The sequence below is a fragment of the Deltaproteobacteria bacterium genome (assembly GCA_040223695.1).
In the GTDB taxonomy this organism is placed as follows: Bacteria; Desulfobacterota_D; UBA1144; order Nemesobacterales; family UBA2774; genus JAVKFU01.
Window position 1 is genome coordinate 24,284 of the sequence record JAVKFU010000017.1, and the last position, 26,110, is coordinate 50,393.

At 48.6% G+C, this 26,110-nt stretch carries 22 protein-coding genes and 1 tRNA gene; 17 read left to right on the plus strand and 6 right to left on the minus strand.

Translation table 11 applies throughout. From position 1 onward, the window contains the following. Positions 1 to 217: 217 nt before the first annotated feature. The 7 genes from glgB (at position 218) to RIG61_08020 (ending at position 12,051) form a co-directional block, all read left to right on the plus strand. Positions 218 to 2,116, plus strand: a complete 1,899-nt coding sequence (gene glgB / locus RIG61_07990; protein ID MEQ9619098.1) for a 1,4-alpha-glucan branching protein GlgB — start codon at positions 218 to 220, stop codon at positions 2,114 to 2,116. A 50-nt stretch (positions 2,117 to 2,166) separates the two neighbouring features. Further along, the gene (gene glgX, locus RIG61_07995) at positions 2,167 to 4,329 is read left to right on the plus strand and encodes a glycogen debranching protein GlgX (protein ID MEQ9619099.1); all 2,163 of its coding nucleotides are present in this window, start codon (positions 2,167 to 2,169) and stop codon (positions 4,327 to 4,329) included. 37 nt (positions 4,330 to 4,366) lie between these two features. Next, the gene (gene malQ, locus RIG61_08000) at positions 4,367 to 5,866 is read left to right on the plus strand and encodes a 4-alpha-glucanotransferase (GenBank protein ID MEQ9619100.1); all 1,500 of its coding nucleotides are present in this window, start codon (positions 4,367 to 4,369) and stop codon (positions 5,864 to 5,866) included. 107 nt (positions 5,867 to 5,973) lie between these two features. Further along, a complete protein-coding gene (gene glgA / locus RIG61_08005) occupies positions 5,974 to 7,446 on the plus strand; it encodes a glycogen synthase GlgA (protein ID MEQ9619101.1) in 1,473 nt (490 codons plus the stop codon). 223 nt (positions 7,447 to 7,669) lie between these two features. After that, positions 7,670 to 8,923 (plus strand): glycosyltransferase, encoded by a 1,254-nt coding sequence (locus RIG61_08010; protein ID MEQ9619102.1) that lies wholly within the window; start codon positions 7,670 to 7,672, stop codon positions 8,921 to 8,923. Between the two features lie 309 nt (positions 8,924 to 9,232). Beyond that, positions 9,233 to 11,458: an amino acid permease gene (locus tag RIG61_08015; protein ID MEQ9619103.1), complete on the plus strand. Its 2,226-nt coding sequence runs from the start codon at positions 9,233 to 9,235 to the stop codon at positions 11,456 to 11,458. A gap of 179 nt (positions 11,459 to 11,637) precedes the next feature. Then, positions 11,638 to 12,051 (plus strand): nuclear transport factor 2 family protein, encoded by a 414-nt coding sequence (locus tag RIG61_08020; protein MEQ9619104.1) that lies wholly within the window; start codon positions 11,638 to 11,640, stop codon positions 12,049 to 12,051. Between the two features lie 44 nt (positions 12,052 to 12,095). Here the strand turns inward: RIG61_08020 and RIG61_08025 are convergent. Next, positions 12,096 to 12,171, minus strand: a tRNA-Ala gene (locus tag RIG61_08025). 107 nt (positions 12,172 to 12,278) lie between these two features. Between RIG61_08025 and RIG61_08030 the strand changes: the two genes are divergently transcribed. The 3 genes from RIG61_08030 to RIG61_08040 all read left to right on the plus strand — a co-directional run bounded on the left by RIG61_08030 (position 12,279) and on the right by RIG61_08040 (position 16,304). Continuing rightward, positions 12,279 to 13,580 carry a homoserine dehydrogenase gene (locus RIG61_08030; GenBank protein MEQ9619105.1) on the plus strand — a complete coding sequence of 434 codons (1,302 nt, stop codon included), beginning with the start codon at positions 12,279 to 12,281 and terminating at the stop codon, positions 13,578 to 13,580. Positions 13,581 to 13,732: 152 nt separating this feature from the next. Then, positions 13,733 to 14,791, plus strand: coding sequence for an ATP-binding protein (locus RIG61_08035; GenBank protein MEQ9619106.1), 1,059 nt, complete (start codon positions 13,733 to 13,735; stop codon positions 14,789 to 14,791). Between the two features lie 76 nt (positions 14,792 to 14,867). Next, the gene (locus tag RIG61_08040) at positions 14,868 to 16,304 is read left to right on the plus strand and encodes a sigma-54 dependent transcriptional regulator (protein ID MEQ9619107.1); all 1,437 of its coding nucleotides are present in this window, start codon (positions 14,868 to 14,870) and stop codon (positions 16,302 to 16,304) included. A gap of 14 nt (positions 16,305 to 16,318) precedes the next feature. Here RIG61_08040 and rnc read toward each other — a convergent pair whose 3' ends face one another. Then, complete coding sequence (gene rnc / locus RIG61_08045) at positions 16,319 to 16,984, minus strand: ribonuclease III (GenBank protein MEQ9619108.1); 666 nt, start codon at positions 16,982 to 16,984, stop codon at positions 16,319 to 16,321. Between the two features lie 288 nt (positions 16,985 to 17,272). On the opposite strand from rnc, the gene RIG61_08050 reads away from it, so the two are divergent. Next, the gene (locus RIG61_08050) at positions 17,273 to 17,992 is read left to right on the plus strand and encodes an SIMPL domain-containing protein (protein MEQ9619109.1); all 720 of its coding nucleotides are present in this window, start codon (positions 17,273 to 17,275) and stop codon (positions 17,990 to 17,992) included. 4 nt (positions 17,993 to 17,996) lie between these two features. On the opposite strand, the gene RIG61_08055 is transcribed toward RIG61_08050, so the two are convergent. Next, a complete protein-coding gene (locus RIG61_08055; GenBank protein ID MEQ9619110.1) occupies positions 17,997 to 18,338 on the minus strand; it encodes a DUF971 domain-containing protein in 342 nt (113 codons plus the stop codon). Positions 18,339 to 18,496: 158 nt separating this feature from the next. On the opposite strand from RIG61_08055, the gene RIG61_08060 reads away from it, so the two are divergent. From RIG61_08060 to xseA, 5 genes are all read left to right on the plus strand, one after another. Continuing rightward, complete coding sequence (locus RIG61_08060; GenBank protein MEQ9619111.1) at positions 18,497 to 19,249, plus strand: NAD-dependent deacetylase; 753 nt, start codon at positions 18,497 to 18,499, stop codon at positions 19,247 to 19,249. 71 nt (positions 19,250 to 19,320) lie between these two features. After that, complete coding sequence (locus RIG61_08065) at positions 19,321 to 20,805, plus strand: FAD-dependent thymidylate synthase (protein ID MEQ9619112.1); 1,485 nt, start codon at positions 19,321 to 19,323, stop codon at positions 20,803 to 20,805. A gap of 8 nt (positions 20,806 to 20,813) precedes the next feature. After that, positions 20,814 to 20,996: a hypothetical protein gene (locus RIG61_08070; protein ID MEQ9619113.1), complete on the plus strand. Its 183-nt coding sequence runs from the start codon at positions 20,814 to 20,816 to the stop codon at positions 20,994 to 20,996. Positions 20,997 to 21,030: 34 nt separating this feature from the next. Then, the gene (locus RIG61_08075; GenBank protein ID MEQ9619114.1) at positions 21,031 to 21,528 is read left to right on the plus strand and encodes a pentapeptide repeat-containing protein; all 498 of its coding nucleotides are present in this window, start codon (positions 21,031 to 21,033) and stop codon (positions 21,526 to 21,528) included. Between the two features lie 51 nt (positions 21,529 to 21,579). Further along, positions 21,580 to 22,749, plus strand: a complete 1,170-nt coding sequence (xseA, locus tag RIG61_08080) for an exodeoxyribonuclease VII large subunit (protein MEQ9619115.1) — start codon at positions 21,580 to 21,582, stop codon at positions 22,747 to 22,749. Here xseA and RIG61_08085 read toward each other — a convergent pair. Beyond that, the gene (locus RIG61_08085) at positions 22,746 to 23,759 is read right to left on the minus strand and encodes an AMP-binding protein (GenBank protein ID MEQ9619116.1); all 1,014 of its coding nucleotides are present in this window, start codon (positions 23,757 to 23,759) and stop codon (positions 22,746 to 22,748) included. The genes xseA and RIG61_08085 overlap by 4 nt on opposite strands. An 82-nt stretch (positions 23,760 to 23,841) precedes the next feature. Between RIG61_08085 and RIG61_08090 the strand changes: the two genes are divergently transcribed. Continuing rightward, positions 23,842 to 25,215, plus strand: coding sequence for a CCA tRNA nucleotidyltransferase (locus RIG61_08090; GenBank protein MEQ9619117.1), 1,374 nt, complete (start codon positions 23,842 to 23,844; stop codon positions 25,213 to 25,215). Between the two features lie 13 nt (positions 25,216 to 25,228). On the opposite strand, the gene RIG61_08095 is transcribed toward RIG61_08090, so the two are convergent. Both RIG61_08095 and RIG61_08100 read right to left on the minus strand, forming a co-directional pair. Continuing rightward, positions 25,229 to 25,675, minus strand: coding sequence for a hypothetical protein (locus RIG61_08095; GenBank protein ID MEQ9619118.1), 447 nt, complete (start codon positions 25,673 to 25,675; stop codon positions 25,229 to 25,231). A gap of 105 nt (positions 25,676 to 25,780) precedes the next feature. Then, complete coding sequence (locus RIG61_08100; GenBank protein ID MEQ9619119.1) at positions 25,781 to 26,104, minus strand: ATP synthase F0 subunit C; 324 nt, start codon at positions 26,102 to 26,104, stop codon at positions 25,781 to 25,783. Positions 26,105 to 26,110 lie beyond the last annotated feature (6 nt).

Below are 26,110 nucleotides of genomic sequence, written 5' to 3' on the forward strand. Positions count from 1 at the left end.
TATATGAGGTTCCTTCCACAATAACCGGGCGCGCAGATCCCGAATGAAAACTATCCGTAATGCTTCGATATTCTTTAAGCATGAACATTATAATTATACTCGAACCGGACTGCTCGGATAAATATTGCCTGTAATCTTTTTATTCCAAGAGTGTATAATAAAAATCGGAACAGTGACAGACAAATTTCTTAAGAATCCTATGACGAAAAATGAGACAATGAATGAGAGCTCGAAAACCATAAGCGATTACGACATTTATCTTTTTAAACAGGGCGCTCATGCGAAAATGTATAAAAAACTCGGGTCACATGTCACGGAGAAAGATGGGGAAAAGGGAGTCCGTTTTGCCGTATGGGCCCCAAACGCCGAGTTTGTATCGGTGATAGGAGATTTCAACGGCTGGAACGACGGAGCCAACCCGTTAACTCCGAGAGCGGACGAGTCCGGCATATGGGAAACTTTCCTCCCGGAAATAGGGAAAGGCACCGTCTACAAATATCACATAGCCTCACGATACAAGGGATACCGGGCTAACAAAAGCGACCCTTACGCGTTCAGGGCGGAAACCCCTCCTAAAACGGCATCCATAGTCTGGGAGCAGGATTACAGGTGGAATGACGGCTCATGGATGGAAAAAAGGCGCGAATTCAACTCGCTCGACTCCCCGATTTCCGTATATGAAGTGCATATCGGCTCATGGATGAGGGTGCCGGGGGAAAACAACAGACCGCTAAAATACACGGAATTGGCAGAGAAGCTCGCCGCGTATGTGAAGGACACGGGTTTTACGCATGTAGAGTTTCTTCCCGTTATGGAGCATCCGTTTTACGGCTCATGGGGGTATCAGACAACGGGATATTTCTGCCCCACCGGGCGTTACGGGAGCCCGGAGGAGTTCATGTATCTTATCGACACCCTCCATCAATACGACATCGGCGTTATACTCGACTGGGTGCCTTCCCATTTCCCGACCGATGAGCACGGACCGGGGTTTTTCGACGGCACTCACCTCTACGAGCACGCGGACCCGAAAAAGGGTTTTCATCCCGACTGGAGCTCTTTTATATTTAATTACTCCAGAAACGAGGTCAGGTCATTTCTTAAAAGCAGCGCAATGTTCTGGTTCGATAAATATCACATAGACGGCATCAGGGTGGACGCGGTCGCATCCATGCTTTACCTCGATTACAGCAGGAAAAACGGGGAATGGATACCGAACGAATATGGAGGAAACGAGAATATCGAAGCGATAAGCTTCATAAAGGAAATGAACCAGTCCATATATTCCGGTTATCCAGATGTTCAGACAACGGCGGAAGAATCCACCGCGTGGCCGATGGTTTCGAGACCCACTTACGTGGGAGGCCTGGGCTTCGGAATGAAATGGAACATGGGGTGGATGCACGATACGCTTGAGTATTTCTCTCAAGAGCCCGTGCACCGGAAATACGACCACAACAAGCTCACATTCAGCATTATTTACGCCTTCACCGAGAACTTTATGCTTCCGTTTTCCCACGACGAAGTGGTTCACGGAAAGGGCTCCCTTCTGAACAAAATGCCGGGCGACGTATGGCAGAAGTTCGCAAACCTTAGGGCGCTCCTCGGATATATGTTCGGGCACCCGGGCAAGAAGCTGCTCTTCATGGGAGGGGAAATCGGCCAGTGGAACGAGTGGAATCATGAGAACAGTATCGATTGGCACCTTCTCGACAATTCACTGAACCGCGGAGTGAGAAACTGGGTCGCCGATCTGAATAAATTTTACAAAAACGAACGCGCCCTCTATGAAATCGATTTTTCTTACGAAGGTTTTGAGTGGGTCGACTTCAAGGATTATGAGCAGAGCGTAATAATTTTCCTACGGAAAGACAGGAAGCAAAAAGAACCTGTGCTCGTAGTATGCAATCTTACCCCTGTGCCGAGGATGAACTATAGAATCAGGGTGCCGCTCGGCGGACATTGGGGCGAGTGTTTGAACAGTGATGCGGAAATTTACGGCGGAAGCGGCGTCGGAAATTACGGCGGCGCGAGGTCTAAGAAAGACGGAAACTTTGAAGCTATCGACCTTAATCTCCCTCCGTTAGGAGTGCTTTTCTTAAAATTCGAGGGGTAAAATATAATTAATTTTCATTCTGAACAGGGATTTTTCGTTAAATTAGCATCTTGAATACATCCGCGACAGAATCCGGTAGAACGATAAAGACTTTACCCGGCAGTCCGGACCCCCTCGGCGCAACCTGGGACGGGAAGGGAGTGCATTTTGCCATCTATTCGGAAAATGCCGAGCGCGTGGAGTTATGCCTTTTCGGAAGGGGTAAGCCCGAGCCGGAGGTGGCAAGGATACCGGTTTACTCTAAGACGGGGAACATCTGGCATGTATACGTTCCGGGTTTGGAACCCGGGCAGTTGTACGGCTACAGAGTGCACGGCCCTTACGATCCGGAGAGGGGCCTCAGGTTTAATCACAACAAATTACTCCTTGACCCTTACTCAAAGGCAATCGCGGGAATAGTAAGACTGAATGAAATTCATCTTGACTACAGTCCCGGTCAAGATACCGCTCCCGATTCGAGGGACAGCGCGGCCTATATGCCCAAATCTATCGTCACCGATACGTCATTCGACTGGGGAGACGACTCCCATCCGAGGATTCCATGGGGCGAAACAGTCATTTACGAGCTGCACGTAAAAGGATTCACCGCGCTTCACCCTGAAGTGCCTGAAGAGCTCCGGGGCACCTATTCCGGTCTTACGGCTCCGGCTGTTCTCGATTACCTCCATACCCTCGGCGTCACCTCCATAGAGCTGATGCCGGTACACCAAAGCGTGTCCGAAAGGAGACTGTTAGAGTACGGGCTCAGCAATTACTGGGGTTATAACACAATCGGATTTTTCGCCCCTGACCCCCGATTTTCCGGCGCGGGCGTAGAGGGCGAGCAGGTGAGGGAATTTAAAAATATGGTAAAGGCCCTCCACAGGGAAGGCTTCGAGATAATACTGGATGTCGTATATAATCACACCGCCGAGGGAGGAGGGAGAGGGTCTACACTCTCGTTCAGAGGCATAGACAATCCCTCATACTACCGTCTGGACGGTAAAAATAAAGCCCGTTATATAAACTACACCGGCTGCGGCAATACCGTTAATTCTACCAATCCGGCTGTGAAGAGGCTTATTATAGACAGCCTTAAGTACTGGGTATCTGAAATGCACGTCGACGGATTCAGATTCGACCTCGCGACAGCGCTTTTCCGGGAAGACCCTGACTACCACAGGTTAAGCCCACTCTTTGAAGCCATTAACAACGAGCCCGAATTATCCGAAACCAAATTCATAGCCGAGCCCTGGGACCTCGGACCCGGAGGTTACCAGCTGGGCAATTTTCACGATCCCTGGTCGGAATGGAACGACAAGTACCGTAACACTACGAGGCGCTTCTGGCGGGGAGACGAGATGCAGGTAGCCGATATGGCGTACCGTATCAGCGGATCGAGCGATCTATACGAACTGAGGGACAAAGGCTCTTTTACCAGTATTAACTATTTCGCGTCCCATGACGGTTTTACGCTTGAGGACATGGTTACGTATGAAAAAAAACATAATCAGGCGAATATGGAAAAAAATATGGACGGTAACAATTACAATTTTAGTTTTAACCTGGGCACGGAAGGCCCTACCAATAATCCGAATATAATCGAAAAGAGGGAAAGGCAGAAAAGGAACTTTATTGCGACGCTATTTGTGTCCCAGGGAGTTCCTATGCTTCTTTCGGGAGATGAATTCGGAAGAACACAGAAAGGGAACAACAACTCCTACTGTCAGGATAACCCGATTTCATGGATTGATTGGGGACTGGACAAGCCGCAAACCGGGCAGCTCGAATTCACCCGCTTCCTAATACAACTGCGGAAGCAGTACCCCGTACTGAGACAGGGGAAGTTTTTTCACGGACATCCGATCAACGGTAACGGATACAAAGACCTAACCTGGCTCAGAGCGGACGGAGGCGAAATGACCGAAGACGACTGGAAAAACCCGAAGCTCCGCTCTCTCGGATTTGTCAAGTCAGGCGACAATATAAAGGCCATAAAAACAAGAAAGAATCCCGAATTTGAAAATACGGTCATGATCCTGCTTAACGCGGGCCCCGAGCCGCTTGATTTTAATATCCCGGCCACAGCGATCTCGACCACGTGGCGGATAATTCTCGATACCGCATACAGGGATACCTCGGGAAACCTGGGAGAGAGAAGCTCCGGCGAAAAATACAGTATGGCCGACAGGTCGCTCGCAATCTTAAAGCCTGTATATACCGGACAATTATGAAGGGGCAAAATATTTTTGATCAGCACCGCGGGAAAAAATGAACGAGAGAAAAAGCGGCATACTGCTGCATATAACGTCGTTACCTTCAAAGTTCGGAATCGGTGATTTCGGGCCCGCCGCCCGGGAGTTCATTGACTTTCTCTCCCGGACGGGGCAGAGATACTGGCAGGTGCTGCCGCTTAACCCGACCGAGCTTATATACGGGAATTCACCCTACAGCGGCCCGTCGTCGTTTGCCGGCAATCCCATTCTTATAAGCCCCGAACTGATGATAGACAAGGGATACTTGTCCTTTGAAGAGCCGGGAGAAAAGCCCAGATTTGAAAACAACCGGGTTCATTACGAATCCGTTTACAAGCACAAATCATTGCTGTTAAAAAAAGCTTTCCATAACGTGAGGGACAGGATGGAGCTCGATCCGGATTTCAAAAAGTTTTGCACCCGGAACGAATTCTGGCTTGAGGATTATTCCCTTTACAGCTCGGTGAAAACGAATTTAAAATGCGGCACATGGAAAGATTTCCCTGAGGATTTGAAAAACAGAGACCGTAATGCCCTTGATAAATGGCGCGAGAAGATCGCTTCCGAAATTCTCTACACTCAGTTCACGCAGTACGTATTCTTCGAGCAGTGGTATTCGCTTAAGTCTTACGCGAACGAGCGGGGGATTGAAATAATAGGGGACATTCCCTATTACATTAATTACGACAGCTCGGATGTCTGGACTAACCCCGGTATGTTCAAGCTCGACGATGAAAAAAATCCCAAATTCGTCGCCGGCGTCCCCCCGGATTATTTCAGTGAGACGGGCCAGCTATGGGGTAATCCCGTTTATGACTGGAAGAAATTGAAAGAAACGGGGTATGAATGGTGGATCAAACGCATAGGGCATAATTTATCCATGTTCGACATACTCAGGCTCGATCATTTCAGGGGGTTCGTATCTTACTGGGAAGTCAGAGCGGGCGAGAAAACAGCCCTCAACGGCAAATGGGTTGACCCGGGCGCGGAAGACTTTTTTGATACCCTGTTCAACCGCTACGATACATCAAATTTTATAGCGGAGGACCTGGGCTATATAACCCCCGACGTTAAGGAAATAATCAGACGATACGGCCTTCCGGGGATGAAGATACTGCTGTTCGCATTCGGGGAAGATTTCCCCTACGGCGACTACCTGCCAGAGAATTTCGGCGAGAACTGTGTCGTCTACACGGGAACTCACGATAACAATACAGTCACGGGCTGGTGGAATACCGAGGCCGGGAATGTGGAGAAGGAGCGGTTCCGTAAATACATCGACAGGGAAATAGAGGGGAGGGAAATTCATTGGGAATTTATCAGGCTTGCGATGGAGTCTCCCGCCCGGACCGCGATAATACCCATGCAGGACGTTCTGGGACTGGGCGCGGGGGCCAGGATGAACAAACCCTCTACATCAAGAGGCAACTGGGAATGGAGGCTGAAACCAGGATATATAACGCCTGAGATAAAAAGCAGGTTGAAAGAAATTACGGAAATAAACCGCAGGGATTAAAATCTGGTAAGTTTATCATTCAAAATCCAGTATTATTCCATCATGAATATAAAACAGCCGAATAATCATCTAATTACAAGCTTCTACAAACGAAAAGGAGATGCCACTTGATAAAAGTTCTTTTCATAGCATCTGAAATGGAGCCCCTCGCAAAGACAGGCGGGCTTGCCGATGTAATCGGGGTGCTCCCCAAGAAATTACGGGAAACAGGATGCGACGCGAGAGTGGTTCTACCCTACTACGGCGAGGTCAGAAAAAACCTCGAACGCCTTAAATACAATACCGTTAACACGGGAAAAGAGGTAACAGTTGTAATCGACTGGCTCCCCTACAAAGCAAATATAAAAGAGACCGAGGTCGAAGGGGTGCCGGTTTATCTCCTCTGTAACGACGAACTTTTTGAGCGTGAATACGTGTATACGACCCCTGCCGGGGATTATAAGGATAACGACGTCAGATTCGGGTTTTATTCTCTGGGGGCGTTGGAAACGGCAAAAGCGCTAAATTTCAAGCCGGACATTATCCACTGTAACGACTGGCAGGCTGCAATGGCGCCGATTTCCCTCAAGTGGAAAAGGCACTACAACGATGACCCGTTTTTTCAAAGCTCGAAGCTTGTCTTTACGATTCACAATATTTCGTATCAGGGGCTATTCGGACAGGGGTTTCTGGACAGATTCGGGCTTGACAGATCCCTTTTCAATCCCGAGCAGCTAGAATTTTACGGCATGGTCAATCTCTTGAAAGGCGGAATAATCACATCCGATCTGGTAACCACGGTGAGCCCGACATACGCAGAGGAGATACAAACTCCCGCGTACGGCTACGGTCTCGACGGCGTCCTCCAGGCTGTTTCGAGCCAGGGGAAATTGAAAGGGATAATAAACGGAATCGATTATGACGACTGGGACCCGGAGACGGATAATGCGCTTTTTGCAAACTACAACCGGGACGACCCCGGAGGAAAAATTGAGAATAAAGCTAAACTAAAGGGTCTTCTCGGATTAAACGGTAACGGGAGAAGCCCGCTGATCGGTGTTGTCGCCAGGCTCGCACAGCAAAAAGGCATTGACCTGGTGGTCGACTCCCTTGACCGGTTGATGGCCCTGGATGTCGAACTCGTGGTGCTTGGAGCAGGGGATAAAACCTACGAGAAATTACTTACTGCCGCGCTTCAGAAATATGGCGGCAATTTCAAAGCGATTATAGGCTACGACGAGACAAAAGCCAGAAGGATATACGCGGGCTGTGATATGTTTTTGATGCCCTCAAGGTTCGAGCCATGCGGATTGGGACAGTTAATTTCGCTCAGATACGGCACGATCCCCATTGTGAGGGGAACCGGGGGACTCCTCGATACAATCGTCGACTACAGCGCGGATAAGAAATACGGGAACGGCTTTGTGTTCAACGAGTTCGATGAAGACGAGTTAATCAGCACGGTCAAAAGGGCAATTTCAATCTATAAAAACACGCGGGAATGGAACAACCTGGTGAAAACCGTAATGAAAATAGATTTTTCATGGCGCAAATCGAGCAGGGAGTATTTAAAAAGTTATCAAGATTTGCTTGAAGACTGACAGCCCGGGAAAGTTATAAAGTATCCGGGGCTTACGAACTACGGTCTTGTTATGAGCTTAATCCGGGGCGAGCGGGCAATTATTAATCTTGAATCCGGATCCAACGAGTGTAATTCTGTCTTATGTGAAAAGAATTATCCCGCATTTTAAGCAAATTTAATTTTCCAATACCGGTTTCGATGTTATATTAATACCTTTTACTCACTAAAAGGAAGGATTTAATATGAGAAAATACGAATCTGCAGTCAGGGGAAACGTGCACTGGTGGGTCGACGAGATAAAATCCGTAGATATTCTTGTGGGCATACCATGTTACAATTGCGAGGACTCAATCGGGTTTGTAGTCGAACAAGTTGCAAAAGGATTATCACAATACTTCCCCCAGCATAAATCCGCTATATTTATAAGCGACGGCGGGTCTCTCGATGATACGCGTGAACACGCATACGAAGCAAAGATCCCGGAAAATATTCACAGAAGGGTGACTATTTACAGAGGTTTTCCGGGGAAAGGAACGTCTTTCAGGGCTGTTTTCGAGCTTGCTTTAATGCTTAAAGTCAAGGCAATAGCCGTCTTTGACGCCGACCTCAGGAGTATCACCCCGGAATGGGTAAAGTTCATAGTCGAGCCTATTCTGGACGGTTCCGCGGGATTCGTAGCCCCTTTTTACAGAAGACATAAATTCGACGGGACCATCACGAACCAGATCGTGTATCCCTTAACGCGCGCCCTTTACGGCGTTGACGTGAGACAGCCTATAGGCGGGGATTTCGGTTTTTGCCCCGAGCTTGCCGCTTTTTATGTAAAAGAAGACGTATGGGAAACAGATGTCTCGAGGTTCGGCATAGACATATGGATGACCACGTGCGCTGTAAACGAAGGCTTCAAAGTGGTGCAAACCTACCTCGGCACCAAGATACACGGGGCCAAAGACCCTGCTTCCGATCTGGGCCCTATGTTCCGTCAGGTAGTCAGCACGGTTTTTTACCTGATGAGCAAATATGAGCGCAACTGGCACAGGGAGAACCCTTTCCAGGCAATACAAATAAACAATAAAATTGATGAAGAGCCCAAGCTAGAGGCGATATCGGTAAGCATGAACGATCTTCATGAAGAATTCGTTGACGGCTTTCCTCATTTCAGACCTATGTACGATGAAATTCTGAACGGCGATAATCTTTCCAGGCTCGATGAAATATATGAACTATGGAAGTCGAACAAAGAGGCCGAATTCGATACCGAGCTCTGGTGCAGGATTCTCTATGATTTCGCTTATGTCTACCAGCAGTGGGAAAGAAACAAGAGAAGGCTTGTGGATATAATAACTCCTCTTTATTTCGGAAGAACCAAGAGCTACTGTCAGCAGGTAATGAACATGTCGAGCGATGAAGCGGAGCAGGTAGTTCAGGATCAGGCAAAAACATTCGAACAGAACAAGTCCTACTTATTGAAAAGATTCGACATCTGGAATGATTGATTAAATCGAACGAAGGAAGCCCTGAGCCCGGCGCACCGCGCCCGGGTCTTTTTGTGGCTTTAACAATTCACAAAATCGCCCGCTACAGGCCAGATTACGGGAAAGCTTATACAAAAGACTGTTAGAGAAACTCTGCTGAGAAGAGCAATAATTTCGTTCAAAATCTCCAGAAACTTTATCGGTATTCATTTTCAATTGACAATTCCATCATTCTTAACATACTTCAAATTAGCGAAATATCCTTTGTCACCCTAATAATATATATGGTATATATAGAATATTATATTATACAACTGAGTACAGGTAGCAATGGAAAATAAAACAGAACGGACTATGGGCCTCTTCGGCGCGGTAGGAGTCGGGGTAGGGGCAATTGTAGGAGGCGGGATACTGGCTCTGGCCGGCGTTGCCTTCGCAACCACAGGCCCGAGCGCCATACTGGCCTTCACGCTAAACGGTATAATCGCTTTAATAACCGCACTCAGCTTTGCCGAGCTATCAGCCGCATTCCCCGAATCGGGAGGCACGTATGTCTTCTCGAAAAAGGTTTTATCCATAAGGGCCGCTTTCGCAGTGGGATGGGTCGTATGGTTCGCCTCCATCGTGGCCGCTGTCCTTTACGCGCTCGGTGCCGGGCTTTTTATAACAATACTTCTGGAGGGCGTGGCGGAGCAATTGCCCTGGGAATTCGTTAATTGGGACAAGGCGGAATGGCCGGCTCTAGCAATAGCCATAATATCAATAGTTGTTTACACCGCGAGCCTTGTGAGAAGACCGGGCGGGGGGGGCAGTTTTGCAAATATCGGAAAGATTACCGCTTTCGCCATATTGATTATCGGCGGCCTGTGGGCGCTTCCCGAGGAGTCCCTGTCGAGCATCAGAACGGACTATTCACCGTTCTTCGCTTTAGGTGCTCTGGGCCTGATACAGGCTATGGGATATACGTTTATTGCGTTTCAGGGATTCGATCTGATCGCGGCAGTAGCGGGAGAGGTGAAAGATCCGGGGAAAACCATCCCCAGAGCAATGATAATTTCTCTCCTGATTGCGCTTTCCATATATATCCCGCTCATATTTATAATAACCGTAGCCGGAACAGACATAGGGGAGTCGATCACTGCTTTGAGTAAGGAGGATCCCGAGGCAATCATCGCGGTTACTGCAGAGAACTATCTGGGAAAATTCGGATTCTGGCTCGTTGTGGCGGCTGCGATTCTTTCCATGCTTTCCGCACTCTACGCGAATATACTCGCAGCATCCCGTATAGCCCAGAGCATGGCAAGGGACAGAACCCTGCCCAGGTCCCTCGGGAGTATATATGAGAAACGGGGAACACCCGCGGCGGCCATTATCGTAACCGCGGCGATAATTGCGGCTACACTGCTCGTGATACCCGATGTGGGCTCCGCCGGCGCAGCGGCGAGTTTGATTTTCCTTCTGACATTCGCACTTGCCCAATGGATGACACTACTTGCCAGAAAGAGAAGAAGCAGCACCTCAAAATCATTCCGCACCCCGTTATTCCCGTATATCACGATTCTGGGTATCGCAGCCTGTATCGGACTCGCAATGTTTCAAGGCATAAAGGTCCCGGCCGCGGGGCTTATCGCTCTGGTCTGGCTGCTCATAGGCGGGGTATTGTATTTAATCCTGTTCGCGAGGAGCGCCCGAATCTTCGACGCGTCCTCGGAAGGGTTCGACCCGGAGCTTGTCAGGTTAAGGGGAAGAAGCCCGCTCGTGCTAGTCCCGATTGCCAATCCGACGAACGCGGCGCCCATGGTGGCCGTAGCCAACACGCTCGCTCCGCCCCATTACGGTAAAGTGCTACTTCTATCGGTTGTCACTACCGATGAGGAGTGGAATCAGGACCGGCACACCGGACTTGTAATTAACGCCCAGGAAGTGCTGAGGGAGGCGGTAACCGCCTCGCTCGATATCGGGCTATCTCCCGAAGCCCTGATTACAATAGCGAAAAGGCCGTGGCCCGAGATCATTCGTGTGGCCGAGACCCACCGGTGCGAGAGTCTCCTGGTGGGACTTACCGAATTTACGGACAAGGAGACAGAAAAAAATCTCGAAAAGCTCATAAACAGCGTCAATTGCGACGTCGTAATACTGCGCGCCCCCCATGAGTGGCACATCTATGAAGCCGAGCGGATACTGGTTCCCGTAGGGGGAAGAGGCGTCCACGGCGAGCTATTGGCCAGGGTTCTCGGAAGCATAAGCCGCGCCGGAAACGCGGAGATTACCTTCTTAAGGGTCCTGCCGGAAAAAACCGACTGGAAAACCCTGGACAGAGCCAGGAAAGAACTTTTTCTATTCGCGGCGGACCAGGCAGTCAAAGGCAACCTGAAAATCAAAGTGGAAAAAGCGGATGACATAGCGAATCAGATTATGAGCCACGTAGTCGAAAGCGATCTCGTGATTCTGGGGATTCAGAGCAGGGGAAGATATAAAAAATCCTTCGGGGAGCTGACCCTCCGAATCGCGCGTGAAACGAATTGTCCGATTCTGATGATTAGCAGGCAGAGTTAACGCCCCCTATATTTTGTATCAAATCAATTACGGCTCATCGTGTTTCCAGCCCTCGGAACCGAGGACAAAAACTTTCTACGGCAATTGACCTGAATTCCGGTCCGGAATTCGAATTCAATTAAGCTTAGTATTTTTTTCTAATCTGCTACACTCACTCTAAAAAACCGTGAGAGGCAGTAATGAGAAACGGAAATCTGGCTGGAATACAGATATTGGATTCCGGAAAAACCGAGCTGAGCGGGCGCAACATACAAATTACAACCTCCGCTTTCCATGAGCTGATTGAAAAGAAAAACATCTCGCTGTTTTCCAGACTTATGAGCCCCGAGCTTAAAATTCGCAAAAACAACGAGCTATGGAATTATGACCAGACGCTCGGTTACATAGAGAGGTTAAATTCCGTGTATAAAAAGGTCACATTCCTTCCCTTCGAAATGATTATCGCCACCGGAGATTACGTCACGGTTAAATACACGGAGAGACTGTATCCTGACGACGGACCGGTGGAGTCACACAAGTTCATCTCCATCTTTGAAATCAAAGACGGCAGGATTCGTAATATTTGGGAGCTGGCCGTTCCGGAAGAGGAATAACATCCAGGCTGAAACAACGCAAACTAGATTCTAAATTGTGATAGTGGTGGAGCCGAAGGGATTCGAACCCTCGACCTCATGAATGCCATTCATGCGCTCTCCCAACTGAGCTACGGCCCCGCGGAACGGTATTAATTTAAGGCCTCCTTCGTTTAAAGTCAAATAAAATAATGTATAATTCCTAGCTTAAACTTGCTATAGCTTCCAAGGGTTAAGGAGAAATATTTATGAGCGTTATAAATGTCGGTCTGATCGGAGCGGGCACCGTGGGATGCGGGGTCATCAAGGTAATTAATCAAAATAAAAGTCTAATAGAGAAGAGGACCGGTATAAGTCTAAATTTAAAGAAGATAGCGGACGTGGACCCCGGGAGGAAAAGACCCGTAAGAATCCCGAAGAGTAAACTTACGACGGACGCTCTCGAGCTGATAGACGACGACTCGATACAGATAGTGATCGAGCTTATAGGGGGCACTACCGCGGCAAAGGATTTTGTGCTCCGCGCGATAAAAAACGGGAAGCACGTAGTTACGGCGAACAAGGCCCTTCTCGCGCACCACGGCAAGGAAATTTTCGGCAGCGCAAGCCGAAAAGGGGTTGATATAGGATTCGAGGCAAGCGTCGGTGGGGGAATTCCGATAATAAAATCCACTCAGGAGAGTTATGCCGCAAACAACATACTCTCTATTCACGGGATTATGAACGGCACTTCAAACTACATACTCTCAAAGATGACCGAGGAAGGATCCGAGTTCGAGGATGTGCTCAAACAGGCCCAGAAAGAGGGATACGCGGAAGCCGACCCCTCGTTTGACGTCGATGGCGTCGATGCGGCCCACAAGCTGTCCATATTGATTATGCTCTCGTTCGGCACTTTTATAAAATTCAAGAAAATCCATGTCGAGGGGATAAGGGGAATTACCCCACTCGACATTGCCTTCGCAGACGAGCTCGGATACAAGATAAAACTGCTGGCAATAGCGAAATCAAGGGAAAACGGCCTCGAAGCGGGAGTTTATCCCACGCTTGTGAAAAAGGGCACCCAGATGGCGGATGTCTCAGGCGCCTTTAACGCAATTTACGTTGTCGGGGACGCAGTGGGTCCGACTATGCTCTACGGTATGGGAGCTGGAATGATGCCGACGGCAAGCGCCGTTGTAAGCGACGTAATTCAAATCTCAAAACACCTTTGTCTCGGGAACACGCATTCATCCCCTCCGAGGCTCTACGATGAAAAAATATCCCCGAAACTCATACAGTTGACCGACACTACGAATAAATATTACTTAAGATTCGAGGCCGAAGACAAACCCGGGGTCCTCGGGAAAATCACGGGCAGCCTGGGAAAACACGGTATAAGTATCGAGTCGGTGATTCAGAAAGGAAGGCATCTCGGGGGAGGAGACGTGCCTGTAGTGATTATGACCCATGAGGCGAAAGAAAAGAACCTGGTTTCGGCGCTTAGAGAAATAGGAAGATTCTCAACGGTCAGCTCCAAAACGAATTTTATCAGGATAGAAGAACTTTGATGTCGATCACGGGCAAGCGGAATCTTAAGCGCGGCGAGGGGGTAGAATAAATAAACGCGCCTTACGCGTGAAATAAATCATGGCTCCCCAGACTAAAAATAACCGGTTGAATTCCATTCTTTTCTTGAGAATTGATTGATATTTATACGCATATGGCTAAAAAGGTTAACTTCAAAGAGATATTCGACTCCCTTCCCGAGTGCATAATAATTATCGACAAAAAATTCACCGTACTGGATATGAACGACAATGCGGAGTCAACATTCAGGATTGCAAGACAGAATGCACGGGGAAAATATTCCAGGCAATTTTTACCCGAAGAGGTCGAGCATGTAGCCGTTATGGCTATGGATGAGGGAAGGACGATATTCGGTGAAGAGGTTAACCCGGTTCTCAGAAGCGGTGAAAAAATCTCCATTCAGACCGTGGCTTCTCCCATATTCACCAAAAATGGAAACCTCAAAGGGGCCATATTGCAGATAAAAGACCTTTCCGGAACAAAATTTCTTAACAGCAAAAGCATACAGGAAATATCGGCATCGAAATTCGAGCATCTTATTCTCGGGCTCGCGCATGAGCTCAAGAATCCCCTCAGCGGAATACGGGGAGCCGCGCAGCTGCTGGCAGGAGATACGACTAATAAAGAGACTATCAAATGCGCGGAAATTATTACCAAGGAAGCCGACAGACTGAGATCACTGCTCGACACACTGAAGCAGCTTGAGCCCTTTCCCAGGGAAGTTTTCGAGCACATAGACATACACGAGATTCTCATGGAAATCATTTTCCTTGAATCAATGTCTAAACCGGAAAAGCGCGTTCAGATAAAACAGAACTACGATGTGACGATCCCCCCTTTGAGCGGCAACAGGGACGCTCTTAAACAAGCATTATTGAACCTGATAAAAAACGCGTCTGAGGCAGCAGGGGATAATGGCACCGTGGAAATCTCCACACGATGGATAACCGAACACAAACTCAAGGGCCAGAAGTCAATGTCGGTCGAGATAAAAGACGACGGGGACGGCATTCCGCGGGGATCTGTGGAAAAAGTATTCAGCCCCTTTTATACTACCAAGAAGAAAGGCTCGGGACTGGGATTATTCCTGGCTTATCAGATCGTAGCAAAGCACGGAGGGGCAATCATCGTCGATAGCGAACCCGGACAAGGCGCGACCTTCAAGGTTTACCTCCCGATTTTAGATGTTTAATATTAATCGGAATTACGTGTATCATTATACATCCTGCCGATATGCGGATTCTCGCGCAAGAAACCACAGAAGATAAATGAAAAGAAAAATATTAATAGCGGACGACGAAGAAAGCATCAGATGGGTACTCGGCAAATGCCTTGAAAAAGCCGGTTATTCAACGGAGTATGCCGAAAACGGGAAAGAGGCAATCGATAAAGCCCTGTCAAAAGATTTTTCCTCAATAATACTTGATATTACCATGCCTGATACAAGCGGGTTTGAAGCCCTCAAGGAACTCCGAGCCCGGGGCATAGACCCGCCGGTAATAATAATAACCGCTCAGAACACCGTCAAAAACGCTATAGACGCGATGAAACAGGGGGCTTATGACTACATTGCCAAGCCCTTTGACCTGGACGAAGTAAAGATAACCGTCCAGAGAGCAATCGACAGCTATGAGAATTCCAAGAAGCTCGAGATACTCAGGTCAGATACCGGGGAAACGGAAACCCTGCAGGATATAGTCGGGAGCTCTCAGGCGATGCTCAACATATACAAAATGATAGGCAGAGTGGCCGAGCGCGACATAACGGTTTTGGTCGTGGGAGAAAGCGGGACGGGAAAAGAGCTTGTTTCCAGAGCCATACACTCGAACAGCATGAGAAGGGATGGAAAGCTCGTAGCCGTTAACATAGCGGCAATTCCGAAGGAGCTCCTCGAAAGCGAGCTTTTCGGGTACGAGAAAGGCGCATTTACAGGCGCGTCTCTACCCAAGCAGGGACGGTTCGAGGAGGCGCACAAGGGCACTCTCCATCTGGACGAAATAGGAGACATGCCGGCCGAGCTTCAGACAAAGCTCCTCCGCATACTGGAGGAGAGGAAATTTTACCGACTGGGAAGCGAAAAACCCACCCCTGTGGATGTGAGAATTATCGCATCGACAAATAAGGACCTGGAGAAAGAGGTCGGCGAAGGCAGATTCAGGGAAGACCTTTACTACAGACTCAACGCGATTACGATTCAAATACCCCCTCTCAGGAAGAGAATCGAGGATGTTGTGCCGTTGATGGAGCACTTTCTCGATAAGTACTCCAGAGAGCTCGGCGTGGGTAAGAGAACAATATCCGATGAGGCAAAAGAGATGGTTTGCGGCTACGACTGGCCGGGAAATGTAAGGGAGCTGGAAAATATAATAAAACGCTTACTGGTACTGACGTCGGACAGTGTGATTACCAAAGAGACACTGACAGAAGCCGCCCCTAACCTCGAAGGTAAAACCAGGAGGGGTGACGGATCATTGGAGCAATTTGTAGCAAATGAATTGAAATACATGCTCGAAGCCACAGGCGACAGTCCTTCCGGTAAAATCTATGACGAAATAATCAAGAAGGTCGAAAAACCTCTTATAGAATCCGTTCTTCTTCTCACAGGGGGAAATAAGAAGAAAGCGGCGCAGCTACTGGGAATCAACAGAAACACGCTCTCTAAAAAAATCGAGGATTTAGGCCTTCGGGAAAAAGGTAATGATTAGTTTGATCATACAGACTAAATGTTGAGTTCGACACTCTTAAGCCCCTCTTTGGCCGCAGCCTGTTCTGCCTGCTTTTTATTTCGGCCGATTCCCTTACCCAGAGATTTTCTGCCCAGCTTCACCTCTACGTGAAAGCACTTGTCGTGAGGAGGCCCTTCCTCCAAAACCACCTTGTACTTGGGAACCTTTTTAAACTGCCTTTGTGCGACTTCCTGGAGCGTGGTTTTATAATCCTTAAATATCTCCTCTTTACCGTTAAGACAATTCTTAAGCAGCTTTGATACTATGGAATAAACCTTTTTGTAACCGCCGTCTATGAATATCGCCCCTATGACAGCCTCAAAAGCGCCTGCCAGATTGGATTGTCTCTTCCTCCCTCCGGTATTCTCCTCGCCCTTCCCCAAAAGTAACTGCTTGTCTATTTTAAGCTCCCTGGCGAAATGCGCGAAATTCATCCTGCTTACAATAGAGCTTCGCATTTTTGAAAGCTTTCCCTCCGCGGCGTCCGGGAAAAGGTCGTAAAGTACCCGTGCGACTATAAACCCCAGAACGGCGTCACCCAGAAATTCGAGTCTCTCGTTACTCTCAACAGAAGTTTCGTTCGCAAAAGAACTGTGAGTAAGCGCGGTTTTAAGAATCTTGCGGTCTTTGAATTTATATTCTAGCTTCTTCTCGATCATCAATCAAAAAATTATCATCAAGGAAATTGAAAATCAATAATGGATATGGTTGTAAGGTTTCTAATTATATGCAATTTCAGGGTTTTTTTCAAAGTACCCGGATAAATTGAACGAACGGCCAGAGCCGTACCGGGACTCTACGGGAGGCCGCGCTTATAAATAGAAGGCACCAGGCATGAAAGAGGCATTTGTAAATAGAAATAAATCTTTTCCTGAAATTGATCGTAAAGGTAAGTATAATACCAAAAAAATCATATTTGACGGCGAGAAACAAAAAAGAGGTGAATTATGAAAATGAAATCTGTAATAGCGGTCGCGTTTTTAGCGCTCATATTCGGAGCGCTTTCCGTTAGCCGGGCCCAGGACGGCGGGGATCAGAAAAGGACGCTGAGCGTAAACGGAAGGGGCGAGGCAAGCGCAGAGGCTGACGTTGCGTATTTGAGACTTTCAGTCGAAACCATGGCAAAAAGCGCCTCCCAGGCGGTAAAAGAAAACGCAGAGAAGACGAACAAAGTGATGGAAACAATAAAAGCCCGGCTTGGCGAGGACGACAAAGTCTCAACCGCCGGATACAGCCTGTCCCCAGTATATGAGTACAATAATCAAGCCAATAAATCGGAATTCAAAGGATACATGGCCGGCAATCAGATAGTAGTCGAGGCGCATAACCTGAAGGAGATAGGAAAAATAATCGATTCGACCACGGAAGCGGGCTTGAACAAAATCGAAAGTTTATCATTCGATACCACGAAAAGAGCAAATTACAGGAGAGAGGCGCTCCGCGCGGCAGTAGAGGACGCCAGGGCGACGGCGGAAACGGTCGCAAAGGCGGCGGGCGTAAGCATAACAAAAATAGTTCAGCTATCACCCTCTTACGATTACCCTACTCCCGTATACAGGGATTACGCCTTGAGTAAAACAGCGGTCGAGGAATCCGCACCAACACCTATCGAGCCCGGAGATATCACCGTGAGTGCCTCGGTTAATATGGTATTTGAAATAGAGTAACGGATTAATCAGCTGTACGGCAGTCCTCGCAGCTGCATAATCCCCTTAAAAACTCAAAGGTGTAAATCCCTGTATCGTGTTTATCGTTCCAGCCGAACCTGTAGGCGTACTTCCCCACAGGCTCAATCCGGAGCGGTTTTATGCCCCGGGGCTTAACCTGTAACGGAATGGTTTTCTTGAAAGGAATTTTGCCTGTCTTGCTTGTTTTTCTCTGCTGTCTGCATGTTGCGCAGGGACATTCGTGCCTCAGGTCCTCATACAGATAAATGCTTTCATGACCGTCGTCCCATACCACCATCAAAGCGGTGTCGCTGAATTCCGTTATTTCTACAGGTTTATATTTCAAGTTGTTTCCCCTTTCTGTACTTCTATCAGTCTGTCCCTAGTATTGTACCTAAAACTATCGGCACTCAGGGCCGCCTTCTATACCAACCGGTAAAACAATTTCGCGGAGGCGCCGTTTCGTTGACACGGTTCAGATGAAAATTGTATAATCCATAGCGTATGAAAAACGACGCGGCGGGGACGGTTGCAGAGTGGCTAAAAGAGGCCCAAAAGATTGTAGTGCTCACGGGCGCCGAACTATCGGCGGAAAGCGGACTCCCGGATTTTTCGGATCCCAGACTCAATCCGCATATCAGGAACTTCAGGGAGAACAGAGACGTCAGGGCCGACTACTGGAGGAAAATCAGGGAGGTTTACCCCGCACTCGCCAATGCGGAACCCGGCCCCTCGCACATAGCGTTGGCAGAGCTTGAATTCCTCGGAAACCTCGACTGCATATTTACACAGACGACGGACGGGCTTCACCACCGTGCGGGAAGCTCGACCGTGATAGAGCTTAACAGCAGCGTGCTCTGGGTTACCTGCACAAGCTGCGGGAAGGACTATTCGCTCGATGAAATAATAAACAGCCTTGAAAAAGGGGCTGAAATACCCGTATGCATGCAATGCGGGAGCGACCAGTTAAAACCTCCTGTCTCCTTTCCCGGACAGCCTCCTCCTCATTGGGAGGCCAGGGAGGCCTGGATAAGACTCCATAACGCCGACCTCTTCCTTATTGCCGGAGCGTCCCTAGAGAACGAACCTGTCGCTTCTTTTCCGTTCCTGGCCAAGGAGAGAAACGCCAGGGTTGTCGTCATAAGCGAGAAGGAAAGCCCCGCAGATGACTATGTAGACGCGGTAATATACGGCAAGCCGGGACGGGTATTGACATACATTTTAAAAAAGATGAAAGAAAGCATTACCATTACCTAGCTCATAACGGTATAATAAAAAACCCTGAATCCCCTATTGGTATTTTATAGCCTGAATTCCGAGGAGAGCCCATGGCTGAGGAAAAATCGCTCCAGACTGAAGTTGAAAAATACGTATCCAACGTGGATAGGGACATATACACGGTAAGCAATATTCCGGAAGAGGTAATCGCCGTGATCTTCGCCTACGTCAGCAGAAGCCCCAAGAGCTTCAGGGATAACATTGGTGTGGTTATACAGGAAGAACAGCTCGGGCAGGAAAGAGCGTCCAAGTTCCACGAAAAATGGGTTCTCAACTACGGACACGCCTCGGTGGCCGAGCACGCAGCGGTCCATGTGGGCATCGAGAGGGTCTCCCGGCTTTTTTCGTCCCTTCTTGAGCTCTCAAACGAGTACATATCCTTTACGGAATACTCACAGCGTTATCAGAAGCCACGGAAGGGAGATTTTTACATGCCGGGCGAGCTTGACGGTCTACCTTCACTAAAAAAAGAATACATATCGTTAAACGAGTATCAGTACGACATCTATGCAGAGCTTAACGACAAACTGTTCGCGTTTTTAAAAGAGACCGTACCGGTCCCGGACGGCATGGAGGAAAAAACACATTACAGGGCGCTTGAGAAGATCGCATTTGAAGACGCCCGGTACGCGCTCAATCTGGCTACATTCACCAACCTCGGCATGACGGCAAACGCAAGGGCCATAGAGGACTCCCTGACCGGGCTTCTTTCCAGCAAATACGCGGAGGTAAGACAGAGGGCTCAGGAAATAAAAGACGAGGTGAGGTTTTCGGTTCCCACCCTCGTAAAATACGCGAACGAAAACGAATACATCACCGGGACACGCCGGAGGCTCGTTTCCGCGGCAAGCTCAATCTTCGGCGAGAACGCGGGAAAACCATCTGAAACGGGCTGCGGCGTAAAGCTTCTCGACTGGACGGGTAAAGATTCCCCTGACCCGGAAGAAGCAGCCATCGATAAGATGATAGGCGCGATACTTTTCGAGCACTCGGATGCAGCTTACGACGACGTAGACAGGGAATTGAGCAAATCCGATTTAACCGGCAAGCTTGATATATTAAAAAACTCTCTAGAAAGACTGGGCAAATACGACAATCCGATAAACGCGCTTAAGCTCGTGAGTTACGAAGCCGAGTTTGTAATAAGCGAGGCATGCTGGCATCAGCTTCTCCGACACAGGAGAACCAACTGGATATACAAGGACCCCTCCGTCTCACACGGGATAACGATTCCGCCCAATATAGAAAAATCCGGTGGAGCCGACCTGCTCTTGAAAGCAACCGAGAAAAGCGAGGAACTTTACGTGAAGCTCATGAACGAAAAATTACCCGGGACCGCGAGTTATGTGGTGACGAACGCTCATAACAGGCGGGTTCTCGGGAGCTTTGACCTGTGGGAGCTATATCATCTGATTAATTTAAGGATGTCAGAAGGGGCGCAGTGGGACATTAAAAATATTACGGGGATGCTGGCGGACAAAATCGGCAAGTATCACCCGAATCTTGTAGCTCCTGCCCTGAAAAGGATAAAATAGAATAAATAATGAAAACAACGAAATGTGAACATTGTGGTTATGAAATCGGCATGAAGATCGACAGGTGCCCTAACTGTGGTGAGCGGATAGGAATAAGTGTCGGCGGGGTCAAGAGACTTCTGACGAGGATTATCCTCCTGCTGATCGCTCTTTACATCATCTACTCCGCTGTGAAAGTTTTCGACCAATAAAAAAATCAATCGAGCTTCCGGGAAAACTGTACGCATGGCGAATCAGGAACATGTGGCATTAATAAAGAAGGGTGTGGACGGGTGGAACAGGTGGAGAGAAGAAAATCCGGATGTGAAGCCGGACCTGGCCTGGGCGAACCTCGTCGGAACGGACCTTCAGGGGGCAAACCTCCAAAACGTAAACATGAAGCTTGCCTTCTGCAGGGGCTGCAATATGAAAGGGGCGAATTTGAAGCAGGCTACTCTCTACGGGACAAATTGTGAAGGCGCCAACCTGGAAGACGCTAATCTTGAGGGCGCGACGCTAGAGGGGGCGCACTTGATCGGCGCGAATCTTGCGCGCGCCACTCTAAGGCAAGTTAACTTTAGACTGGCGAACCTTCAGAACGCCGACCTCGAAGGCGCGGATTTAACGGACTGCGCGAAGCTCACCCCGGAGCAGATATCATCTGTAAAGACTCTCGGCAATGCAAAACTGGACCCTCGGATTAAAGAGCAGATTTCCAACAGCCACCCGAACCTGACCGAATAACCGGACCATAATCCTTGACTAATGAACCCCTATCCAAAATACTTCTAGGATATGGAAGAAACCCCGTCTTTTCAGGACATTCTTAAAAGCCGGATTTATACCGTTTCCGAGCTCAACACTAGGATCAAGGAGACGATCGAGGAGGAAATCGGGTTCGAATACGTCTGGGTCACGGGCGAAATCTCCAATTTCAGAGGCAACTACGCAAGCGGGCACTGGTACTTTTCCATAAAGGACGAAAATAGCCAGATATCCGCCGTTTGCTTTAAATGGTCCAATCAACACATAAAATTCCTGCCTGAGAACGGTATGGAGGTCATTTGCTGCGGGCAGATAGGGGTCTATGAAAGGCAGGGCGTCTATCAGATAAACGTCAGGGACATGGAGCCCAAGGGCGTGGGAGCTCAGGCAATCGCGCTAGAGCAGTTAAAGGAGAAGCTGCTCAAAGAGGGGCTCTTCAATGAGGACAGGAAACGCCCTCTTCCATTCCTGCCGGGAAAAATTGGCATAGTGACCTCGCCCACAGGGGCCGCAATCAAGGACATACTCAAGGTTCTGGACAGGAGATTCCCCAATCTCGAGATACTGATTTCCCCCGCTAGGGTTCAGGGAGACTTCGCGCCCCGAGAAATTATCGCCGCGCTCGATAGACTGTACCGGATTGAGAATCTGGATATGATCATACTCGCGAGGGGCGGAGGGTCGAAGGAAGACCTCTGGGCTTTCAACGACGAGGCGCTCGCGAGGAAAATCGCCGAATCACCCGTCCCTCTGGTATCCGCGGTGGGGCACGAAATTGACTTTACAATCGCCGACCTGGTAGCCGACATGAGGGCCGCAACGCCTTCCATGGCCGGAGAGATAGCGGTCAGGGAAAAAGCCGAGCTGCTTCAGTACATAGCTGAGCTTAAAGCCAAGATCGCGCTTGCGCTCCAGAACCGCATCGAGATACACGCAAGGGAGGTAGATCAGATACAGTCAGACCTTATAAGACTTTTCCGGACAAAGCTCGATACGGCGGAATCCGAGATGGCCGCTCTCTCCGGAAAACTGGATGCGCTCAGCCCTCTTAAGGTTCTTGGCCGCGGTTACTGTATTACCTATAAGCTCCCTTCGATGAAGATCGTCAAAGACTCCGGTGAGCTTAAGCGAGGGGAGGAGATACTGATAAATTTCAACAGGGGAAAAGCAACGTGTTCGGTGAATGAAACTGAAGATTAGGGGACAAGCCCGGTCAATTCGGGAATCTCTGCCAAATTAACGCCTGCTTTTCTCAGAAGAATCTCAAAATCACTTCCTGGCATATAATCAACGAATATATGGTTTATCCTGCCTCCCAGCTCCGCCCTGATCATCTTCTCCGGGGACTGGCCGTTGAGTTCTGAAAGGACGTTTTCGCATATCTTCTCCAACCCCCCCTTCGTCTCGAACAGTATGGTAGGCATTACCTCCGGCATGTCCTCGTAAAAATCCTTTCTGGTCTCAGCCACAGCCGCCCTGTTGGCATTATACAAGGTCAAATAATTGATGAATTTGGCAAAGGGGCTCGCTGCCGTCAGGCAGGAAAAAGACTGGTCTTCAGCCTTCAAATAGGAGTGTTTATTCGAGGTCTTCTCAAGAGCGGTCAATATTTCGTTTTGGGATATCTCTTTTACCCCTGTTTTATCGGAGCCGGGCAGGACAAAGAAAGCGGCGGCAGCGTCGGGATCGATATTATTCGATACCTGCGTGAGCTCATCCTGAAGTTTTTTCCTATGCATAAGGCCGAATTTGAGAATATTTTTAAAATTGATAATACGCTCGTTCTTGATTCTGGCATCCGGGAAAACCGCGATCCTCTCCACGTTCGGTATTCGGTCGAGAGAACCTAATAGGCCCTCGAGAGCATCCCCCTGCTCGATAAAAATAAGTTTTACATTCAGCTCATTGGCCACCTGAGTTATTTTTTCGACGCTTTCGTCGATTGAAAGAGGCACGATTACGCCCCCCAGATGGAATATAGCCATCTCCGCCGAAATGGCTTCGAGACGGCCCGAGGATACGATTAACGCTCTGTCGCCCCTCCCCAGACCGAGATGCATCAGGAAGGACGCTATATTCTTTACTTTACGGTCAAAGTCGAGCCAGGTAATTTGTTTCCAGCTCCAGCCGTCGCGTCGCTGGAAGAGTAACCTCGTTCCGTGTTCTTTTACCCGCTTATGAAGGAGTTCCGGTATAGTTTTTTCGCTCATATGCAAACACCGTCTTTATCATTTAGGATATCCTTTGCAGGATAGTGTGTAAAATATACAATAAAAGTTACACATTAAAACAATGAAAAAAGTTATAAAAGTCAAACCGTTTCTTAGCGAGCTGTTTTATCTGGCCAAAAACGTGGTTACCCGGCTGAGGGATTCGGGTCATAAGGCGTTTTGCGTGGGCGGCTGCACAAGGGACATGATCATGAACATCGCGCCCGTGGAATACGATATAACCACGAGCGCAACCCCTGAAGAAGTTTCCGGAATATTCGAGCATACGGTGCCAGTAGGCGCGAGCTTCGGCGTAATACTGGTTCTGGTAGGCCACTGTAAGTTCGAGGTGGCTACGTTCAGAAAAGAGGAGAGTTATTCGGACAGCCGCCACCCCGATACGGTCACATACAGCATGGACGAAGAGGAAGACGTCCTCAGGCGCGACTTCACCATAAACGGAATGCTCTACGACCCCCTGAGCGAGGAAGCAATCGACTATGTGGGGGGAATGGATGATATAACCAATGGAATAATAAGGGCTATAGGAGACCCGTACGAGCGTTTTAACGAAGACAAGCTGAGATTGATGCGCGCCGTTAGATTCGCGTCGAGATACGGCTTCAAACTCGAGGAGAAAGCCCTGGACGCCCTGACAAAACTCGCTCCGGAAATAACCCGGGTAAGCGAAGAGAGAATAAGGGACGAACTCCTAAAAATAATATCACAGAACAACCCCGGAGCAGGTCTCGCGCTCCTTAGAGAAAGCGGTCTACTTAAATACATACTGCCCGAAGTCGATGAAATGCACGGTGTCGAGCAGCCCCCGGAGTTTCACCCCGAAGGGGACGTATTCACTCACACATGCATGGTGCTGGACAACATCTACGAAAAAACCTCAGGCATTGTGTCGCCGGAGCTCGCCATGGGAGGTCTCCTGCACGACGTCGGCAAACCCCCCACTTTCTCGGTTTCCGACAGGATAAGGTTCAACGGCCATGACAAGGTGGGAGCCGAGATGTCTAAAAAAATCTGCAGAAGGCTCAAATTTTCAAATAAACAGATCGATATAGTTTATCAGCTGGTGAGAGAGCATCTTAAATTCAAAGACGTTTTTAATATGAAGAAAAGCACGCTTAAAAGATTTATCGGAATGCCGAATTTTGAGGAACACCTGGTCCTCCACCTATCCGACTGTCTCGCGAGTCACGGCTCCACCGACGCCTACGACTTCATTATGAAGAAGTTCGATGAATTCGAGGACGAGGAGATAAAACCCGCGCCGCTCATAGGAGGAAAAGAGCTTATAGAGATGGGCTATAAACCGGGCCCATTGTTTTCCGAAATTCTCAACTTTGTGGAAGAGGCGCAGCTTGAGGGGGAAATAACAAACGGCAAGCAAGCGAAAGAAATAGTATCAAAAAAATACCCGCTCGAAAGCCTAATCGATAGCTAACTATAAAAGCGAATTACTCGAATGTTCCTTTTTCGTAATCGGAAGAAACATACCAAATTTTACCGTTCCGCACCCAATTATCCTGGACCATCACGCTCTTTTCCGAGACTGAGGGATATTTGTAGTAGGTGTACGATACCCTCACCAGACACTCTTTGGATTCCTTCCCGGTGCCTGTTCCCTCCGGCTCGCCGTCAACGAGATACACGATTTCCTTAATCTGGTAACTCGTTATATTCAGATCCTTCTCGTTTCTCAGCACGAAGCCTTCGTAATCCTTTAATTTCGCAGGATCTACGAACCGGGCGGCCTTGTCATAATACTTCCACATTATGAGTTTGTAATAAAGGTCGGTGGATTTGGACAGGGATTCCTGGTCGTCCTTCTGCATTATTCCCGAGGCCGCCCCGCACCCCGAAAGCAGAAAGCCCAGCAGAAGAGCTATAACTATATTCTTCATGTTAGAAGGGTAATGCCGTCTTTATATTATATCAAATTCTGGATATAAGCGGCGGCATAACTGCCATGCAGGGAGTTATAGGAAACTCCCCGCATGCGTTATAGATTAAATTTTTCCCTGTAGCAGGAATGCTATAAGAAGAGCATAAATAACGAGAGATTCGATAAGAGCAAGACCGATAATCATCGGTGTGAGAATCTTCGAGCTTGCGCCGGGATTTCTGGCAATACCGCTTAAAGCAGCCGCGGTCGCACGCCCCTGACCCAAACCTGCTATACCTGCCGCAATCCCTATTCCCAATCCGGCTCCCAGAGCAAGACCGAGCTTTGTCAACTCTCCTCCGCCCTCAACCGCAAAAGCCGTATCAGGCACAAAAAGAGCAAGCACTGCCACTGCGAATACTGACAGAATCGAAACAGCCTTATTCATTTGTTT

Coding starts and splice junctions, on each gene's coding strand:
- glgB (MEQ9619098.1), top strand. CDS start 218: ATGAATGAGAGCTCGAAAACCATAAGCGATTACGACATTTATCTTTTT.
- malQ (MEQ9619100.1), top strand. CDS start 4,367: ATGAACGAGAGAAAAAGCGGCATACTGCTGCATATAACGTCGTTACCT.
- RIG61_08010 (MEQ9619102.1), top strand. CDS start 7,670: ATGAGAAAATACGAATCTGCAGTCAGGGGAAACGTGCACTGGTGGGTC.
- RIG61_08015 (MEQ9619103.1), top strand. CDS start 9,233: ATGGAAAATAAAACAGAACGGACTATGGGCCTCTTCGGCGCGGTAGGA.
- RIG61_08020 (MEQ9619104.1), top strand. CDS start 11,638: ATGAGAAACGGAAATCTGGCTGGAATACAGATATTGGATTCCGGAAAA.
- RIG61_08030 (MEQ9619105.1), top strand. CDS start 12,279: ATGAGCGTTATAAATGTCGGTCTGATCGGAGCGGGCACCGTGGGATGC.
- RIG61_08035 (MEQ9619106.1), top strand. CDS start 13,733: ATGGCTAAAAAGGTTAACTTCAAAGAGATATTCGACTCCCTTCCCGAG.
- RIG61_08040 (MEQ9619107.1), top strand. CDS start 14,868: ATGAAAAGAAAAATATTAATAGCGGACGACGAAGAAAGCATCAGATGG.
- rnc (MEQ9619108.1), bottom strand. CDS start 16,984: ATGATCGAGAAGAAGCTAGAATATAAATTCAAAGACCGCAAGATTCTT.
- RIG61_08050 (MEQ9619109.1), top strand. CDS start 17,273: ATGAAAATGAAATCTGTAATAGCGGTCGCGTTTTTAGCGCTCATATTC.
- RIG61_08060 (MEQ9619111.1), top strand. CDS start 18,497: ATGAAAAACGACGCGGCGGGGACGGTTGCAGAGTGGCTAAAAGAGGCC.
- RIG61_08065 (MEQ9619112.1), top strand. CDS start 19,321: ATGGCTGAGGAAAAATCGCTCCAGACTGAAGTTGAAAAATACGTATCC.
- RIG61_08070 (MEQ9619113.1), top strand. CDS start 20,814: ATGAAAACAACGAAATGTGAACATTGTGGTTATGAAATCGGCATGAAG.
- RIG61_08075 (MEQ9619114.1), top strand. CDS start 21,031: ATGGCGAATCAGGAACATGTGGCATTAATAAAGAAGGGTGTGGACGGG.
- xseA (MEQ9619115.1), top strand. CDS start 21,580: ATGGAAGAAACCCCGTCTTTTCAGGACATTCTTAAAAGCCGGATTTAT.
- RIG61_08085 (MEQ9619116.1), bottom strand. CDS start 23,759: ATGAGCGAAAAAACTATACCGGAACTCCTTCATAAGCGGGTAAAAGAA.
- RIG61_08090 (MEQ9619117.1), top strand. CDS start 23,842: ATGAAAAAAGTTATAAAAGTCAAACCGTTTCTTAGCGAGCTGTTTTAT.
- RIG61_08095 (MEQ9619118.1), bottom strand. CDS start 25,675: ATGAAGAATATAGTTATAGCTCTTCTGCTGGGCTTTCTGCTTTCGGGG.
- RIG61_08100 (MEQ9619119.1), bottom strand. CDS start 26,104: ATGAATAAGGCTGTTTCGATTCTGTCAGTATTCGCAGTGGCAGTGCTT.